We start from the raw sequence: 18,212 nt of genomic DNA, 5'->3' as shown, positions 1-18,212 counted from the left end.
TACTTATCGAAAAACAAAATGCTTTTCAGCACTTTTCAAACAATCACATCCATACATCTAGATTCTTTACTATATTTGTCCCGGCTCCGAGCCAATCTTCCTAAAGTGTGAACCAGGGAATTTTGGCCGATGGGATTACCCGGAAACAGGTTGTCCTCCCGCATCCCGGCAAGGTCGGGGTAAATTGGAAAGGAGAAAGAGCACATTTTGCATTGGGCGAAATGAAGTTCCTCTCCTTCCCTGAAACATATTAAATGACACAATTACAAAGAGATACCAAAATCGATTATCCGAACTTGCTATTGATTGCAGGTAACGGGAGAAATGTGGGAAAAACCTACTTTGCCTGTCGCGTAATAGAGTCATTATCCGAACAAGCTCCCATTACCGGACTTAAAATCACCTCGCATATTCACGAGCACAACAGCGAAGATGTACTTATAAAAGATGAGCACTACGTTATTTTGCAGGAAAAGCAGATTACAGGAAAAGACAGTTCGCTGATGTTACAAGCGGGTGCCAAACAGGTTTTCTTTGTCATGGCCAGGCCGGAGTACCTTCCGGAAGCTTTTGAAAAACTATCGACATTTTTACCTGAAACTCCCATCGTGTGCGAATCGGGCGGCTTACATGAAATTATTAATCCGGGTTTGTTCTTTTTTATTCAATCAACCGGAACTGTGGTAAGAAAACCTCATCACCTGATACACAACCCGATAATTGTGAATAATGACGGAGAAAAGCTTAAATTTGATTACACTAAAATTCAGCTCATCAACAATAAATTTTCATTTGTTTCATGAACCAATTCGAAAAAATACAACAGCTGATCGGCAGTTTGTCACCGGTTCTACCGACTGAAAAGGTACAGCTGGAAGATGCATATAACCGGGTACTACAGGAAAATGTGGTTGCTGATTTAGATATGCCTCCGTTCAATAAATCGGCAATGGACGGTTATGCGTGTCGACTTGAAGATATTGCCAATGAATTGGAAATATTGGAAGTAATTAATGCCGGTAAAATTGCCTCTGTTAAAATTGGGAAAAACCAGTGTGTAAAAATTATGACCGGCGCTGCTGTTCCGCCTGAATGCGATTGCGTTTTTATGGTTGAAGATACTGAGGAACTTTCTGAAAACAAGGTGCGTTGCACAAATCCTAAAACGAAAAAGAATATTTGTTACCTGGGTGAAGATTATAAAAAAGGCGATGTACTGCTAAAAAAAGGTAAGCTGATTAATGTTCCACAAATGGCAGTTCTTGCCGGTGCAGGTTATGCTGAGGTGTTAGTTTCAAAACGCCCGAAAGTAACCGTAATTGCCACCGGAAGTGAATTGGTTTCCCCATCAGAAACGCCAAAACCAGGTCAGATTCGAAACAGCAATTCCAGCCAGGTGATCACCCAGCTCAGGAAAATGAATCTTGAAATTGTGGCCGAACTCATGCTGGTTGACGACTATAAATTGCTCACGGAAAGTTTTAACAAAGCACTGGAATTGAACGATTTTGTCGTATTTACTGGCGGAGCATCAGTCGGAGATTTCGATTTTATTCCGGAGATATTGAAAGAACAAGGTTTTCAAATATACTGGGATCACACGGGCATTAAGCCGGGTAACCCAATGACTTTTTCAGAAAAGGATGGCAAGTTCGTTTTTGGACTTTCCGGAAATCCGGTTTCGTCATTCGTACAGTTTGAGTTGATTGCCAAACCGGTTATCTACAAACTACTCGGAGCCAACTACGCACCATTGCGTATTAAAGCCCCGATGAACTTTACTTATCAACGAAAAAAAGCCAATCGACTGGCAATAATTCCGGTAGTTATCGATGAAAATGGAGCAATTTCGGAAATTCCGTTTCATGGATCAGCGCATATAAATGCACTCTCCTACGCCAATGCGCTGTTGGAGGTACCACTGGGAGTTTCATGTATTCATACTGATGAACTTGCATATGTACGACCGCTTTAACAGACATATCAACTACCTGCGTATTTCGGTTACCGATCGTTGTAATTTCCGGTGCGAATACTGTATGCCGGCCGAAGGTTTGCCTTTAAAAAAACATGAGGATATTCTTTCGTTTGACGAAATTACCGATATCGTTAAGGCAGGAGTTAAACTTGGCATTCGCAAACTCCGAATTACCGGAGGCGAACCATTGGTACGCAAAGATCTTCCGGAGCTGATCAGTATGCTTTCAGCCATTCCGGAGATTGATGATATTGGAATGACAACTAATGGTGTTCTTTTGCCGCGCTATGCCAAAGCTTTAAAGGCTGCCGGGTTAAAACGGGTGAACATCAGTCTGGATACCATGAATCCTGAAAAATTCAAAAAAATTACCCGGATTGGAGAGCTTGATGATGTTCTGCGCGGAATAGACGCAGCAACCGAAGCCGGACTTCTTCCGGTGAAAATAAACTTTGTACGTATTCCGGGTGAGAATGAAGTGGACGAACAGGAAGTACGGGAGTTCTGCCAAAAGAATGGACTGAAGTTGCGTTTCATTCGCCAAATGGATTTACGCACCGGCGAGTTTTATGCCGTTGACGGCGGTTTAGGTGGCATTTGCACAATATGTAACCGCCTGCGTTTAACTGCCGACGGATTTATCGTTCCGTGCCTGCATTCTGGACAACGATATAGCACCCGCGAATTGGGCATTGAAGAAGCATACAACCAGGCCCTGGAAAACAAACCGGAAAAAGGAGTAGGAACAGAATCACACGATTTTTCAAATATTGGAGGATAAAATATGAGCCAATTATCACATATCAACGACGAAGGAAAAGCCAATATGGTGGATGTGGGCCACAAACCGCAACAGGTACGCACCGCCAAAGCATCGGGGTTTATTGCCTTACAACCCGAAACCATTCGGCTGATTAACGAAAGCCTGATAAAAAAAGGCGATGTAATCACCATTGCGGAAATCGCCGGAATTCAGGCCGCAAAAGAAACATCAAGGCTGATTCCGCTTTGTCACCCACTGCAGCTTACCAAAGTTGAGGTAAAAGCTGAAGTTCAGGAAAATGGCGTTTTGGTAAAAAGTTTGACCAAATGTATCGGGCAAACCGGCGTTGAAATGGAGGCATTAACTGCCGTGAATGTTGCATTGCTGACCATTTACGACATGTGTAAAGCTGTTGACAAAAACATGGTAATGGGAGACGTAAAACTTGACTTTAAGGAGAAAATATAACTACAGAAATGGAAGCACAAACCTGTAAAATAAAATCACTAAATATTTCGGAGAAAAAAGGCACGATCAAAACTCCGCGCAAAGAATTAAAACTAAACCTTGATGGCATTGAAGGTGATGCGCACGCCGGGAAATGGCACCGACAAATAAGTTTACTGGCTGCAGAAAGCATTAAAAGTTTTGAAGGAGAACTGGGCCGCGAAATCAAATTTGGCGAGTTTGCCGAAAACATTACCACGGAAGGAATTGCTGTGCATAAAGCCATGCCTTTTGATCGGTTCAGGGCAGGCAGCGTGGAGTTGGAAGTAACGCAAATCGGGAAAAAATGCCACGGCGATAACTGTGAAATTTTTCAACTGGCAGGAAAATGTGTGATGCCCAAAGAAGGGATCTTTTGCCGGGTAATAAAACCGGGAACACTTTCTGAATACGATGAGTTGGTATACATCCCAAAAACATTCCGTATAAAAGTCATTACTCTTAGCGACCGCGCTTACCAAGGCATTTACAAAGACAAAAGCGGACCACTTCTCGAGAAACTTAGTAAAGACTTTTTTGTATCAAAAACATACCTGTGCGAAACTTCGCGCACTGTAATTCCTGACGAAAAAGAGTTATTGGAAGCCGAACTACAAAATGCTGTTAACGACGGATACGATATTATTTATACCACCGGAAGCACTGGAATCGGACCGCGCGATATTGCTCCGGTTATCATCCAAAACTTTATCGATTTGGAAATTCCGGGAATTATGGATCACATCCGGTTGAAATATGGCGCGGAAAAACCTAACGCACTACTTAGCCGTTCAATTGCCGGAGTTAAAAACAAAACACTGGTATTTTCGTTGCCGGGCAGTACTAAAGCCGTAAACGAATATTTAACCGAAATTCATAAAATTCTGATGCATTCGTTTCTGATGCTTCACGGAATTGACGGGCATTAACAACCGCAATAATTTTGTCAATCTTTCAACAAAATTCTTCACATAATGTCAAAATAATTTGCTCCGCCTGCCAATTCTATTAAATTTGGGCAAAACTTTGCACTATGTTACGAATATCTTTACTCGTGATGCTGGTACTGTCATCAGCATCATTTTTGTTTGCCCAACCCGACGATAACAGGAACGAAAGCTGCACCAGCATCATGTTTGGGAAAGATGCCACCGACGACGGTTCGGTGATTACGGCACACACCTGCGACGCCTATTACCGCACCTGGGTAAATTTTGTGCCGGCTCAAAAATTCGACCGCGACACAACTCACAAAGTTTATTGGGGAACCATGCACACGCACACCGCATGGAGTATGGACGGAATGGAACTAAAAGGTGAAATTCCCGAGGTACGCGAAACCTACGCGTATTTGAACACCGCGTATCCTTGTATCAACGAAAAACAACTGGCCATTGGCGAAACAACAATTACCGGTCGCAAAGAATTGCATAATGAAAACGGTCTTTTTCTGATTGAAGAACTGGAACGTATTGCGCTGCAGCGTTGCACAAAAGCACGCGATGCCATAAAACTTATTGGCGAACTGATTAAAGAGTATGGTTTTGCCGACTACGGCGAATGTATAACCATCGCCGACACAAAAGAGGTTTGGCAGCTGGAGATTTTTGGCGAAGGCCCGGATAAAATTGGTGGCGTTTGGGCTGCTCAACGTATTCCGGATGACCATGTGGGAATATCCGCAAATATTCCAAGAATAGGCGAACTCAATCTTGATAATCCGGATTATTATATGGCTTCCGACAATGTTTTTGAGGTAGCCAAAGAGCTGGGATACTGGGATGGAAAGGAAACATTTAAATTCTGGAAGGCCTACAGCGGAGAAAAACCATTTGATATTCGCGAGTATTTTGTGTTGAGTTCGATGGCCCCCGGTTTGAATTTGAAATTCGATGCCGATGAATTGCCGTTCTCGGTGAAAGTAGAGAAAAAAGTTAATATCAGCGATGTGATTGCGCTGTACAAACAAACCTATGACGGTACCGAATACGAAATGATCCGTAAGCTGAAAGTTGCGCACAAAACGAAGAACGACGATGGCGAAGAAGTAACCGATACGATTATCAGTCCGGCGGCACACCCATGGCTGGCAAAAGACAAGCGTGATTTAATGAATGCCCTGGAAGAGAATTCAGTTTATCGGCATCGCCCCATTTCGGTACAGTATTGTTCGTATTCGTGGATTGCACAACTACGCGATGATCTGCCTGACGAAATTGGTGGCAAAGTGTGGTTTAGCCTCGACATTCCGCGTTTATCGCCACGTGTGCCCATTTATTGTGGCAACCTGAGTTTACCCGATGCTTACAACTATTGCGGACATAAACATTTTAGTCGCCAGTCGGCCATGTGGGCATTTACCCGCGCCAACCGTTTGGCTTTGGTAAACTGGGGCACCGGAAAAGAGCTAGTTGAGCCGGAAGTTGCAGCCTTTGAAAACCAGGTACTGAATGAAACTGAATTTGTTGAAAGTCGCGCCATGGAATTGCTGAAAAAAGACAAGGAAAATGCAGCAAATGGTAATCCTACACAATTGTGCCGCGAATATTTGACCGGTTACAGTAATGCTTCGTTACGCTCGACAATAAACCGCTGGTGGGAACTTGGCGACAAACTCTGGGTTGATATGCGTTGGAAGTTTTAGAAGCATTCTAATTATAGAAAACGAAATAGCGGTATAGATTTCACAATTCTTTACCGCTATTTTTACTTAAAGAAATCGGCTAAAATCTCAGCGTGATCAAATGCCAGTTTGGGTAAATCATTAATTGGGAACCACTTTGCCTGTGCAGCATCATCGCTGCCTATTACCGGCTTCTGGTCTTCTATTTCCACCGAATAAACCACAGAAATAGTCCGATGACGCGGATCGCGGTTGATGGCATCATAAGCCCTGAACTGCTGCATCTTTTCCACCTGCAAACCGGTTTCTTCTTCCAACTCACGAATACATGCTTTTTCCAGTGTCTCGTCCAAATCAACAAAACCGCCGGGCAGTGCCCATTTGTTTTTGTAGGGCTCCCTCCCCCTCTCAATCAGCAAAACGAAAGTTGTTGGTTCGGATTTTACATAAACTATGGCATCAACGGTAAGGGCTGCGCGTGGATATTTATAGGTATACATTTTAAAGGATTAAGGATAATTGCGAAGGATTAAAATAAGGAAATAGTGTAGAACCTAGAAAGTCATCAGAATTCAGGCATAGCATTAATCAAATCTACACCAACCTTTTCAATCTGATTCAGATTAACCATTTATTCATCAGTTACTTTTTGCGACCTGTTTTCCAGTGTTTTACTACCAGGTAAACGGCGGCTACAAAAAGGGCAACATAAATAACAAACTCAATGTGTTCCATTTTATTCAATTATTTTTTTCATTACACGCATTTTATGGGTATAACGTTGCGTATCAATATTAAAAATCCCAAACTGATCAACATTATCGATACGCACCTGTCCCGATGCATGAATGATTTTATTTCGTTTCCAGATAATTCCCACATGAACAATATTTCCTTCCTCGTCATCGAAAAAAGCCAAATCGCCAGGCTCAGCCTCGTCAACAAAACTCATGGCCGTTCCAATTTTTACCTGCTCGCTGGCATCGCGTGGTAATTTAATGCCAATCATTTTGTAAATAATTTGGGTAAAGCCACTGCAATCAACTCCAAATGGTGTTCTTCCTCCCCACAAATACGGCGCATTAAAATATTTCAAAGCTTGCTGAATAGCAATCTCACGTGCATTTTTCAGCTTACCATAAATCACATCTCCGGTTGCCAGGTATGTGTCTTGTATTACCGAAAACTGTTTTAGATAAGGCCGCCAAACCGGCAATGTACTTCCGGCGGCCAGCATAAGGTTTTGCTCTTCGTTAACCGGCACAATGGTAATAATATCGGAAGTAACCGCAGTTGGGCTATTTTCAATTTTGTTTAATGTACGAACTGATATCGGCGTAATCATTTTCGTATCAACCCAGCCTTCGTAACCGTCGTAGGCCAGCTTAACGTTCGTCCAGCCCACCATTTGCTCGCGCATTTCAAAGTGTTCGCCAAAAAGAATCTGTGTAACCATTTCGCTTTTTTCGGAAGGCTCGAGCCGAACAGGAATAATACTTAAATTGGAAATGCCGTAGTTCATCAATATTTTCTTAATTTTATTTTGTAAAACAGGAATAGCACCTGTTTGAAGCGTTTAACACAAAACTAAGAAAAAATGGGCTTTACGAACTTATCTGCAATCCTTATTTGTCAACTAGATATTAAGAGTTAGTTTAAAAAGAAGCAGATGAGAGTGATGGTATTTTAAATCAAAATTTCGATATTCGGTATATGAAGAAATTAATGCGAAAACTAAAAAGCTACACCCGACTGTTATTACAGTTATCGTTATTTGTACTTACGGCAGTGGCTTTGTATTTAATTTTGCCCGGAGAACCAAAGTTTAAATACGAGTACCAGAGAGGGTTTCCGTGGCGCCACGAGAACCTTGTGGCACCTTTCGACTTTGCCATTTTAAAAACGGCAAACGAACTGGATGACGAAAAAGCGGAGCAGATCAATTCACTTGTCCCCTATTTTTTTAACGATACTACCCAAAAGAATGAAAGTATAGCACGTCTCCGTCAGGATATGGAACTTGATATTGACCCCACAAATACCACTAAGAAAAAAATATTTGATACTTTATCAACAAAACTCGATGAATTATACAGCAACGGTATACTGCTCTTTTCTGTGGATATTTATGACGAGCTAAAGGGAAAAGAAGAGATTAATAAACGTACCGGAAATATTGTTCAGAAAGAAGATGTTGACCGGCTGTATTCCGAAAAATCGGCTTATAACGCACTTCAAAACACCAGACAATCCCTGGTTAGCGAGGGTAATAATTTCCCGTGGCTGGCTAATCTTAATCTTGAACGGTACATAACAGCAAACCTATCGTACGATAACGAAACCAGTCGGAAAGAAATTGATGAAATAACACAATCCATATCGGTTACCCGTGGAATGGTAAAACAAGGGCAACGAATTGTACTGGAAGGCGAAATTGTGGATGCTGAGAAATACCAAATGCTGGAATCGTTAAAAGCCAGTTATGAAAAAGAACGTGGTAACGATGTAAACCGCTACATGGTTTCCATAGGTAAAGTCCTGCTAATTTCGGTTCTTCTTAGTTTCATTTTTGTATTTCTTTTGCTGTACCGGCGCGATATTCTGCAGCAACTGAATAAATTAAGTTTTATGCTTATGCTTATGGCAGGAACTATTTTGCTGTCGAACTTTATAAACACCTTCCCGAATCTGCACATTTACATGGTTCCGTTTGCGGTGTTCCCGATTATGATCCGAACATTTTTCGATTCACGAACGGCCATTTTCACGCTCATTATCACCACCCTGTTAATGGGATTTTATGCACCAAATAATTACGAATTTATACTGCTGCAAGTGTCGGCAGGCCTTATTGCGGTTTTTAGCCTGAATAAAATGCATCGCCGCGTTCACCTGGTATTGGCAGCCTTATGGGTATTTTTAACCTACATAATTGTCTTTACGGCGCTAAATCTTATTCACGAAGGAACATTTATATCCTACGATTATTCGATGCTAAAATGGTTCGCCATTAGCAGTGTTCTTATTCTGTTGGTTTATCCGCTGGTATATATTTTCGAAAAACTTTTTGGATTTGTTTCGGATGTAACCTTAATCGAAATATCGGATAGTAACCAGCCATTATTGCGAAAACTGGCCGAGCAGGCGCCCGGAACATTTCAGCACTCAATGCAAATTGCCAACCTTGCCGAAGAGGTTATTCTGCGTATTGGAGGAAATCCGTTTTTGGTTCGCGCTGGCGCACTTTACCACGATATTGGCAAAATAGGACGCCCCAACTTCTTTATTGAAAACCAGGCCATGGGAATGAATCCTCATGACAGGATTAGTCATTTAAAAAGTGCCGAAGTAATTATCGACCACGTTAAAAACGGGGTTAAAATGGCACAGAAACATAAACTTCCGGCGGTTATAATCGAGTTTATTGCCACACATCACGGAACAACAAAAGCAAAATATTTCTATCTGAAACACCAGGAACAAAATCCGGATAAGGAAGTTGATGAAAATGCGTTTGCTTATCCCGGTCCTCTTCCACGCTCTAAAGAAGCTGCGGTTGTTATGCTGGTTGACGGTATTGAAGCTGCATCGCGCAGTATGAAAGAAAAAACACACGAAAACCTTAAGGCACTTATCGACAGTATGATCGACAAGAAAATTGAAGATAAACAGCTGGATGACTCAGACCTGACGTTCAGTGATATCAATACAATTAAACGTACACTTTTAGAAAAACTGATAAATATTTACCATATCAGAATTGAATATCCCGACGAAAAAAAGAGAAAAAAGCAGTAGAAATAAACGAAAACAACCCTTACTGCGTTAAATAAGAATGATTGTAAAGAAATTATGGACGTAAGAGAATACATTATGAAAAATTTAGCAAAAACAACATTACTGTTATTTGTAGCTGTGGCTGTTTTTACAGCCTGCTCAAAAGATGATCCGACTCCCGAAGGGCCGGAGGCATCGGAATATACAAAAAAGGTAAACAAATTCATTTACGAGGCAATGAATGATGTTTATTTCTGGTACGATAAATTGCCCGATATTGACTACAACTACGAAACCGATTCAAAAGCCTATTTCGAGAAACTGCTTTATACAGATGACAAGTGGTCATACATTACAGATGATGTTGATGCACTTGAAGCCAGTTTTGAAGGTACAGAAAAAACATACGGCTGGTCGCTGGCATTTGGACGTTTCTCGAACACCGGTAACATTTTTGCTATTGTTGAGTTTGTTTACCCGGAAACACCAGCTTCTGCAGCCGGAATAGAACGTGGCGATTTAATTGTGATGATGAACAATGCTGATATTACGGACGCCAACTACACTGACCTGTTATATAGCGACAATATGAATATTACACTAGGGGTATTAACCCAGGAGGGAATTGCTCACGATACTACGCTTAGCCTGACATCGTCGGTATTAACGCTTAATCCGGTATTAACTACCAATATTGTAGAACATGATGGAAGAAAGATTGGCTATATTTTTTATGCTCAATACATTCCGGACTTTAACAGCGCACTTGACAATGCTTTTTCAAATCTGGTAAATCTGGGAGCTACAGATCTTGTAGTTGATCTTCGCTATAATCCGGGCGGATCCATTGCAGCGGCCCAACATTTATGCTCGTGTATTGCTCCTGTTAATATTGTTAACGAAAACAGTATCCTCGTTACTTTTAAATGGAATAATAAGTACCAGGATTATTTTATAGACAGACAGATTATGAGCCAGGTTGAAGTGTATTTTAACAATCAGGTTCCTGTAAAGATGGGATTGAACAATGTTTATTTTCTCACCGGATCGGGCACTGCCTCAGCGTCTGAACTAACAATAACCGGATTGAGAGCATACATGAATGAGGTAATAACTGTTGGAGATACTACCTACGGAAAATATACGGCATCAATCACCTTGAAACCAGAGGATTATTACAGCGAATCTTATAGTGAAGACATAAGCAACTGGGGACTTCAACCCATTGTTTTACGTTATGCAAATGCAGCGGGCGTTACTGATTTTAAAAATGGTTTTGCTCCCGACATTCCGGTTGAAGACGACTTATTCGCAACATTCCCGCTTGGAGATAAAAACGATCCGTTGTTTAAAGCTGCCATCGAGGATATCACAGGTACACCTATTGTGGCGATGAAAAGTGCTCCGAAAGTTAATTTCGGGTACCAAATATTTGATCGTGGTTTTTCTCGTTTCGACGACAATAAACGAGAAATGCTGATTGAACAGATTGAACGACCTGAATAAACGAATAATGAGGTTCATTATAAACAAAAAAGGTGCTCAAAACGAGCACCTTTTATGTTTTACACTGTTTAATTTTTTATGGTGTGGGTAACTCCAGATTGCTATAATTAAACACGCCACTGTCTTGATAAGCAACACCATCATAATCGGTTGCAATCACTTCAAAACGAATCGAATCAAGACCATCCACGCGCAAACTATTCAAACTAAACGATACATAAGCGGTATAAGGAATCGACTCCTGATCGTCGTTTGCATTGTGTCTCAACTCCAGCTGAAAAGGCTGATCGTCGGCAGTTAATTCTCCCGGTTCTTTTACCAGGTTTAAAAAGTGGGTTTTATTGTATCCCCAGTATTTCAACCTAAAATTCAGCAAACTATCCGAAATCCAGGCATCTTGAACAATTATCGGATCGTTACCAATACTGTCTTCAATCTCTTCAGTAATGTCCATAATTCCTTTCATCAAAACATCGCTGATATCATTTACCTTTACAAGGTAACGTTCTACCGCACTGCTGGTATCATCATCATCTAAAATGGTATAGTTCACCAAAACTCGGTCGCCATCAGAAAAATGAGAAGACCAACCAGGGCTTGACGCAGCGACAGGAATCAAAACAGAACCGTTGTCCATTACCAAACTAACTGCTCCGGCATCATCTCCTTTATAAATTCCAAACCCAATCCAATAATTGCCCAACGAATAACCATCGTCGTCATCTAAACAGCTGGTAAAAGCTACCAGTAATGCCATTAAAATTCCAAATGCTAATTTTTTCATCACTCTTTTAAATTAATTTAATCACAGCTGATAGACGAAAGTAAAAGAAGAAAGGTTGCGTTGAGAAGTTAAAATATGTTGTAGTTTTATAAAGACAAATTTGGCATAGCTTTTGTCATTTATATATCTATATATTTGTATATATTTGAACAAATTTTTGTTCTTTCAGGTTGATTATAGTAAAAACAGAATAAAATGAAAACAAGATTTATTACACTTATGATGGTTGCTTTTTTGTTGTTTGGGTACAGTTCGTGCACGGCAAAAGCGGAAAGCAACGATAGCGAAACATCAACAAAATCAGTTTCGGAGGCAGGAAAAGCCACTACCATGTTAACCAAAGCCATGTTTTTGGAAAAAGTATGGGATTATGAAAGTTCTCCGAAAGAATGGAAATACAAAGGTGAAAAACCGGCTTTGATCGATTTCTATGCCGACTGGTGCGGACCCTGCCGGACTGCAGCTCCTATTTTGGAAGAAGTGGCAGCAGAATTTTCGGAAGAAGTAATTGTATACAAAATTGATACACAAGTTGAGCGTGAACTTGCAGCTGTGTTTGGCGTAAAAAGTATACCAGCTTTCCTTTATATTCCAATGGAAGGAAGACCAACAATGGCTTCGGGTATTGCACGCACCAAAGAAGACACCAAAAAGATGTTTACACAAAATATCAACACAATATTGCTTAACAAGCAACAAAGCAACGAAGCACTTTAATATATAAGGTGTGAAACAAAAAAGGCTGTCTGAAAATTTTCAGACAGCCTTTTTTGTTTATAAACGATCGAATTTTGTCGTATTTAAGAAATCGATGGTGAGATTAATAGCTTCGTACATCACGATGTCTTCCTCTACAAAACTTACCATTTTTCGGTATTCTTTAATAAAACGTTCGATAAACGGCGACGATTTTATTGGCCGGCGAAAATCCATTGCCTGAGCCGCGTTGTACAACTCAATTGCCAGAATCTTCTCGGTATTCAAAACCACTTTTAAGGTTTTTGTTGCTGCATTTCCCCCCATACTTACGTGGTCTTCCTGCTCGTTCGACGATGGAATAGAATCCACCACACAAGGCGTACAAAGTTGTTTATTCTGGCTAACAATCGATGCTGCAGCATATTGCGGAATCATAAACCCTGAATTTAATCCAGGATTAGCTACCAAAAACTCGGGTAATCCGCGTTCGCCAGAAATCAGGCGGTAAGTTCTGCGCTCCGATATACTGCCCAGCTCACTCATTGCCATTGCAAGAAAATCGAGTGATAAGGCAAGCGGCTCGCCATGGAAATTGCCTCCGGATATAATCAGGTCCTCATCCGGGAAAACCGTTGGATTATCCGTTACCGAGTTAATTTCGGTTTCAATAACCGTAGCTACATAATTCACAGCATCTTTAACTGCTCCGTGAACCTGCGGAATACAGCGGAAAGAATATGGATCCTGAATGTGAGCTTTTGGTTTGGCCTGCATTTCGCTACCGGTCAAAACATTCCTGAAATTTTTTGCGGTTTCGGCCTGTCCTTTGTGTGGACGAATACGTTGAATGTTTTCTGAAAACGGTTCGATCAATCCGTCAAAAGCATCCAGCGAAAGTGCTCCAATAATATCTCCCTGATCGATAATTCGGAAAGTCTTCAATAAGGTATAAACGGCGTGTGCACTCATAAACTGTGTTCCATTCAGCAAGGCAAGTCCCTCCTTGGCTTCCAGTTTTATGGGCTCCCACCCCAATTTTTCAATCACTTTACCAGCCTGTTGTTTTTTTCCATCAAAATTAACTTCGCCCAAGCCCAACAGCGGTAAAAACAGTTTTGCCAGAGGCGCCAAATCTCCGCTGGCACCAAGCGATCCCTGCTCGCAAACTACCGGTAAAACATCGTTGTTAAAGAGGTCAAGAATTCGTTGTACTGTTATCAGTTGCACCGCCGAGTTTCCTTTTGAAAGCGCATGTACTTTTAGCAATAACATCAGTTTCACAATATCGGCCGGTATTTCGGGGCCAATATTACAGGCGTGCGAAACCACCAGATTTTCCTGCAATTTACTTAAGCTGTCTTTCGAAATTTCAATATCGCACAAGGCGCCAAAACCGGTATTAATTCCGTAAAGAGGCTTATCTGCTCTTTCCAGTTTATTGTCGAGGTATCTTTTGCTTTTATGAATGAGTTGTACCGATATTTCTGAAAGTTTGAGCTTTACATTGTTTTCAAGAATATCCTGGATAATATCGAATGTGAGGTTTTTGGGTGTTATTTCAAATATACCGTTTGCCATGATTTAAACTGTAAAATGGTGAAATTGCAAAATTGAAAAACTGTTAAATTGATGATTTGTAGATTATGGATACATTGAAATATCCAATTCATCTGCCAACTGTTTGGCATAATTAGGGCACGTTAATCACGGGAAACGTACATCTCCACCAAGTGTTTTTACAAGTCTATTTGAAACCGATGCAATCATTGCTCCACTTATTTTGGAGCAATATCGTACAAACGAAGCATCTATTTAAGGATATTTATCAGTTCTTGTGTGTCAACCAATTGCTGCTCTCCCGTTTCCATATTTTTAAGCGTGAACTTTTGAGCAGCTATTTCATTATCGCCGGCCAGAATTACATATGCAATTTCTTTGCGGTTGGCATACGTCATTTGCTTTTTCATTTTGGCACTTTCGGGGAAAATCTCGGCATTGATACCATTTTTACGCAACTGAGCCAAAACCGGTAAACAGTAAGCTTCTTCCTTCTCTCCGAAGTTCACAAACAATGCTTTTGTAGTTTCCAGCGACTCTTCCGGGAAAGCATCCAACTGAACCAAAACATCGTATATACGCTCAGCACCAAACGATACGCCAACACCCGAAACATCGGGCATACCAAAAATTCCGGTCAGGTCGTCGTAACGGCCACCACCACAAATGCTTCCAATTTGTACATCGTTTGATTTTACCTCGAAAATTGCACCGGTGTAATAATTTAATCCGCGCGCTAAAGTCAGGTCAAGTTCTACGGTTGTATTTAACTCAATGTTTTCAAGATAAGCAAACATGGTACGCATTTCGGCAATTCCCTTGGCACCAATTTCGGTTCCACCAATAACTGTTTCAATCTGCGCCAGTTTTTCAACGGTATTTCCTTCCAGTTTTAAAATCGGTTGAAGTTTATCAACGGCATCCTGCGAAATTCCTTTGTCCAGCATTTCAGCATTCACCTTTTCCAAACCAATTTTATCCAGCTTATCGATAGCAACAGTAATATCCACCATTCGGTCGGCTTCACCAATGGCTTCGGCAATTCCGGCCAGAATTTTACGGTTGTTGATTTTTACCGTTGTATTGATTCCCAATCGTTGGAAAACCTCATCGATAATTTGTACCAACTCCACTTCATTCAGTAAACTGTTGCTGCCAATCACATCAACATCGCACTGGTAAAACTCGCGATAACGTCCTTTCTGAGGTCGGTCGGCACGCCAAACCGGCTGAATCTGGTAACGTTTAAACGGGAAAGCTATATCGTTTCGGTATTGCACGACGTAACGTGCAAATGGCACAGTTAAGTCGTAACGCAATCCTTTTTCCGAAAGTTTTGTGGTAAGCTTATTCGAGTTTTTCTCGTCCAACATTTCCTGCGGAACTTTCGAAATAAAATCACCCGAATTCAAAATTTTAAACAACAGCTTATCGCCTTCTTCACCATATTTACCCATCAATGTTGAAAGGTTTTCCATTGCCGGTGTTTCAATGGGTTGAAATCCGTACAAACGAAATACATCTTTAATCGTATTGAAAATATAATTTCTTCTCACCATTTCTGACGGTGAAAAATCGCGGGTGCCTTTTGGAATCGAAGGTTTCTGTGCCATCGTTTTAAATTTTATGAGGCTGCAAAAGTAAGAATTTCTGTCTAAACAAACAGAGATGCGAAAAGGAATGAACCAACAATTAATATTATTGCAAAAAACGGATGGTAAAAGGGTATTTATAAGGCGTTCCGTTACTTGCCGATACCGAAGCCACAATAACCAAAACCAGCCAGGCTATTCCGAATCCAACCAGCATTAAAACACCAATTCCTACAATGACAAGAATGATTGAAATAAAAAATATGATCGACCAGGTGATCTGAAAATTAAGTACTTCCTTGCCTTGTTCGTTAACAAATTCATACTCGTCTTTTTTCATTAAATAAATAATAAGCGGGCCAATTATATTTCCGGCAACAGGTAAAATAAAAGTGGCCAAAGCGGCAATGTGAACTAACATTCCCCACTGGCGTTCGTTCGGATCTTCGATTATTCGGTGCATTTTTTTAGTTTTTAGATCAACTAAACTAACGATTTTTTGTTAATTCGTGCAACAATTCAAAAGGCAGAATTAATATAAAAATGGAAGACCGAAAAAAAGAAGGCCGATACGGAAGGATCTACAAACAACTGAGCGAACTGGTACTAAAAAGTAACAACACGCAGGCGCGTATGGCAACCATAATTGCCGTTTTGCACCATAAAATGGATTACTTTTTCTGGACGGGTTACTACCTGATTGAAGATGGTGAAATGACCGTTAACTCGTACCAGGGGCCGGTTGCCTGCCAGATACTGGAAAAAAATAAAGGAGTATGTTGGGCCGCCTTTAACCGAAAAGAAACGGTTGTTGTTGAAGATGTACACGCTTTCCCTGACCATATAGCATGTGATGCCCGCTCGAATTCAGAAATAGTAGTTCCACTTAAAAATAAAGCCGGCGGAATATTTGGTGTTTTGGATATCGACAGCTCAGAAAAAGCTGCGTTTACTGAAGTTGATGCGCATTGGCTGGAAAAAATTCTGGAATTAATTTGGAGCTAATCTTATCATTCTGCAATACCAGGTTTAATTTTAGTTTTATTATGAAATTAATATATACAACAATTGTTTTGCTAATTGGCTTTTTACTGGCAATTCAGGGAAGTATTAATACCCAACTAACTACCTATCTAAAACACCCGATGCAAGGAGCTTTAATAAGTTTTTTTGTGGGTTTTCTGGCACTTCTCGCATTAAATTTCATTTTCAAAACAGAAGTTCCAAACTGGGGACATTTAAATACGGCTCCATGGTATGTATTTGCCGGCGGTTTGCTGGGAGCAATTTTTGTGTCGTCGGTTATCTTTTTCATCCCAAAGATTGGCGTCACCACCGTTTTGGCGGCGTCTATTGCCGGGCAGCTCATTGCAGCTTCTGTTATTGATCATTTTGGTTTTTTCGGTTTAGCCCAGCACCCCGTTTCAATGGGTAAAACCGGAGGAATTGTTTTATTAGCCTTTGGCATTTTCCTTATCCAAAAATATTAACAGATACACCCTTGTAAAAGGTATTCAACTGGTTCGAATCCAGATATTCGGATTCATTAGAATTAAACTGCACTAAAAGTAATCACCCGGCACTAATTATTTATTTCCTACTTTTGCACCCGGATGGAAAGCAAACGATTAAATAAAGCCATTTCGGAAACCGGATTTTGCTCGCGGCGCGAAGCCGACCGGCTTATTGAAAGCGGGAAGGTAAAAGTAAATGGAGAAGTGGCCGGATTGGGTGTTCAGGTTACTTCAGATGATCGAATTGAAGTGGATGGACAACTAATCACAAAAGAAGTTCCGAATATTTACCTGGCTTTTCATAAACCGGTTGGAATTACCTGCACCACCGACACCAGCAAAAAGGATAACATCGTTGATTATATCAATTTCCCCGAGCGTATCTTTCCCATTGGTCGATTGGACAAACCCAGCGAAGGACTGATTTTTATGACCAACGACGGTGACATTGTAAACAAAATTCTTCGTGCCGGAAATAATCATGAGAAAGAATACATTGTTAACGTAAACCGGAAAATTACAAAAGCATTTATCCTGCAAATGAGCAATGGCGTTCCGATACTTGATACCGTTACAAAAAAATGCCGGGTGGAACGCATCAACGATTTTACGTTCAAAATTGTTCTTACGCAGGGACTGAACCGGCAAATCCGGAGAATGTGCACGCATTTGGGCTACGAAGTTACCCGGCTGAAACGTGTACGAATAATGAATATCGAACTCGGGAATTTAAAACGGGGAGAATACCGTCATTTTACACCGGACGAACTAAATGAAATTAATAGCCTAGTCGCCAACTCAAGCAAAACAGAAGAAGCCTCTGAAGATTAAGACAGGTTCCGGTCTCCTATCAAGCATAATATTTTGTTGTAAAATTTAAGTTTTTTTGTGATTAATTTGGTCGCTCAATCAAAAACATTTTAATAATAAAAG

At 40.8% G+C, this 18,212-nt stretch carries 18 protein-coding genes and 1 riboswitch; of the genes, 12 read left to right on the top strand and 6 right to left on the bottom strand.

Translation table 11 applies throughout. The annotated features are described in order from the left end of the window. Positions 1–72: 72 nt before the first annotated feature. Positions 73–211, top strand: a riboswitch (molybdenum cofactor riboswitch). 43 nt (positions 212–254) lie between these two features. The 6 genes from G4420_RS12275 (at position 255) to G4420_RS12250 (ending at position 5,871) form a co-directional block, all read left to right on the top strand. Continuing rightward, positions 255–803 carry a P-loop NTPase family protein gene (locus G4420_RS12275; protein ID WP_163323935.1) on the top strand — a complete coding sequence of 183 codons (549 nt, stop codon included), beginning with the start codon at positions 255–257 and terminating at the stop codon, positions 801–803. After that, entirely contained in the window at positions 800–1,975 is a 1,176-nt protein-coding gene (locus G4420_RS12270) for a molybdopterin molybdotransferase MoeA (RefSeq protein ID WP_163323934.1), read from the top strand. Before G4420_RS12275 ends, G4420_RS12270 begins: the two co-directional genes overlap by 4 nt. Beyond that, a complete protein-coding gene (locus G4420_RS12265) occupies positions 1,947–2,759 on the top strand; it encodes a GTP 3',8-cyclase MoaA (RefSeq protein ID WP_163323933.1) in 813 nt (270 codons plus the stop codon). The genes G4420_RS12270 and G4420_RS12265 overlap by 29 nt, the downstream gene beginning before the upstream one ends. 3 nt (positions 2,760–2,762) lie before the next feature. Then, the gene (gene moaC / locus G4420_RS12260) at positions 2,763–3,209 is read left to right on the top strand and encodes a cyclic pyranopterin monophosphate synthase MoaC (RefSeq protein ID WP_163323932.1); all 447 of its coding nucleotides are present in this window, start codon (positions 2,763–2,765) and stop codon (positions 3,207–3,209) included. A gap of 8 nt (positions 3,210–3,217) precedes the next feature. Further along, entirely contained in the window at positions 3,218–4,156 is a 939-nt protein-coding gene (locus G4420_RS12255; RefSeq protein WP_163323931.1) for an MOSC domain-containing protein, read from the top strand. Positions 4,157–4,260: 104 nt separating this feature from the next. After that, entirely contained in the window at positions 4,261–5,871 is a 1,611-nt protein-coding gene (locus G4420_RS12250; RefSeq protein WP_163323930.1) for a dipeptidase, read from the top strand. Positions 5,872–5,933: 62 nt separating this feature from the next. On the opposite strand, the gene G4420_RS12245 is transcribed toward G4420_RS12250, so the two are convergent. Then, positions 5,934–6,350, bottom strand: a complete 417-nt coding sequence (locus G4420_RS12245; protein WP_163323929.1) for an NUDIX domain-containing protein — start codon at positions 6,348–6,350, stop codon at positions 5,934–5,936. A 236-nt stretch (positions 6,351–6,586) separates the two neighbouring features. Continuing rightward, positions 6,587–7,372: a C40 family peptidase gene (locus tag G4420_RS23480; RefSeq protein ID WP_163323928.1), complete on the bottom strand. Its 786-nt coding sequence runs from the start codon at positions 7,370–7,372 to the stop codon at positions 6,587–6,589. A 191-nt stretch (positions 7,373–7,563) separates the two neighbouring features. On the opposite strand from G4420_RS23480, the gene G4420_RS12235 reads away from it, so the two are divergent. Both G4420_RS12235 and G4420_RS12230 read left to right on the top strand, forming a co-directional pair. Beyond that, complete coding sequence (locus tag G4420_RS12235) at positions 7,564–9,648, top strand: HD family phosphohydrolase (RefSeq protein ID WP_163323927.1); 2,085 nt, start codon at positions 7,564–7,566, stop codon at positions 9,646–9,648. Positions 9,649–9,723: 75 nt separating this feature from the next. Continuing rightward, complete coding sequence (locus G4420_RS12230) at positions 9,724–11,133, top strand: S41 family peptidase (protein WP_163323926.1); 1,410 nt, start codon at positions 9,724–9,726, stop codon at positions 11,131–11,133. A gap of 76 nt (positions 11,134–11,209) precedes the next feature. Here the strand turns inward: G4420_RS12230 and G4420_RS12225 are convergent, their stop codons facing one another. Beyond that, positions 11,210–11,917 carry a NigD1/NigD2 family lipoprotein gene (locus G4420_RS12225; RefSeq protein ID WP_163323925.1) on the bottom strand — a complete coding sequence of 236 codons (708 nt, stop codon included), beginning with the start codon at positions 11,915–11,917 and terminating at the stop codon, positions 11,210–11,212. 195 nt (positions 11,918–12,112) lie between these two features. Between G4420_RS12225 and G4420_RS12220 the strand changes: the two genes are divergently transcribed. Continuing rightward, the gene (locus tag G4420_RS12220) at positions 12,113–12,634 is read left to right on the top strand and encodes a thioredoxin family protein (RefSeq protein ID WP_246241619.1); all 522 of its coding nucleotides are present in this window, start codon (positions 12,113–12,115) and stop codon (positions 12,632–12,634) included. 57 nt (positions 12,635–12,691) lie between these two features. Here the strand turns inward: G4420_RS12220 and hutH are convergent, their stop codons facing one another. The 3 genes from hutH to G4420_RS12205 all read right to left on the bottom strand — a co-directional run bounded on the left by hutH (position 12,692) and on the right by G4420_RS12205 (position 16,228). Further along, positions 12,692–14,194: a histidine ammonia-lyase gene (hutH, locus tag G4420_RS12215; protein WP_163323924.1), complete on the bottom strand. Its 1,503-nt coding sequence runs from the start codon at positions 14,192–14,194 to the stop codon at positions 12,692–12,694. Between the two features lie 230 nt (positions 14,195–14,424). Continuing rightward, on the bottom strand, positions 14,425–15,786 hold the full coding sequence (gene hisS / locus G4420_RS12210; RefSeq protein ID WP_163323923.1) for a histidine--tRNA ligase: 1,362 nt from the start codon (positions 15,784–15,786) through the stop codon (positions 14,425–14,427). A gap of 85 nt (positions 15,787–15,871) precedes the next feature. Next, positions 15,872–16,228 (bottom strand): DUF4870 domain-containing protein, encoded by a 357-nt coding sequence (locus tag G4420_RS12205; RefSeq protein WP_163323922.1) that lies wholly within the window; start codon positions 16,226–16,228, stop codon positions 15,872–15,874. An 80-nt stretch (positions 16,229–16,308) separates the two neighbouring features. Between G4420_RS12205 and G4420_RS12200 the strand changes: the two genes are divergently transcribed. The 3 genes from G4420_RS12200 to rluF all read left to right on the top strand — a co-directional run bounded on the left by G4420_RS12200 (position 16,309) and on the right by rluF (position 18,110). Next, positions 16,309–16,770, top strand: coding sequence for a GAF domain-containing protein (locus tag G4420_RS12200; protein ID WP_163323921.1), 462 nt, complete (start codon positions 16,309–16,311; stop codon positions 16,768–16,770). Between the two features lie 41 nt (positions 16,771–16,811). Continuing rightward, the gene (locus G4420_RS12195) at positions 16,812–17,255 is read left to right on the top strand and encodes a DMT family transporter (RefSeq protein ID WP_163323920.1); all 444 of its coding nucleotides are present in this window, start codon (positions 16,812–16,814) and stop codon (positions 17,253–17,255) included. 123 nt (positions 17,256–17,378) lie between these two features. Beyond that, positions 17,379–18,110: a 23S rRNA pseudouridine(2604) synthase RluF gene (gene rluF / locus G4420_RS12190; RefSeq protein ID WP_163323919.1), complete on the top strand. Its 732-nt coding sequence runs from the start codon at positions 17,379–17,381 to the stop codon at positions 18,108–18,110. Positions 18,111–18,212 lie beyond the last annotated feature (102 nt).

It is taken from the genome of Draconibacterium mangrovi (genome assembly GCF_010586825.1).
GTDB lineage: Bacteria > Bacteroidota > Bacteroidia > Bacteroidales > Prolixibacteraceae > Draconibacterium > Draconibacterium mangrovi.
This window is presented reverse-complemented; position numbering and strand designations above follow the sequence as displayed.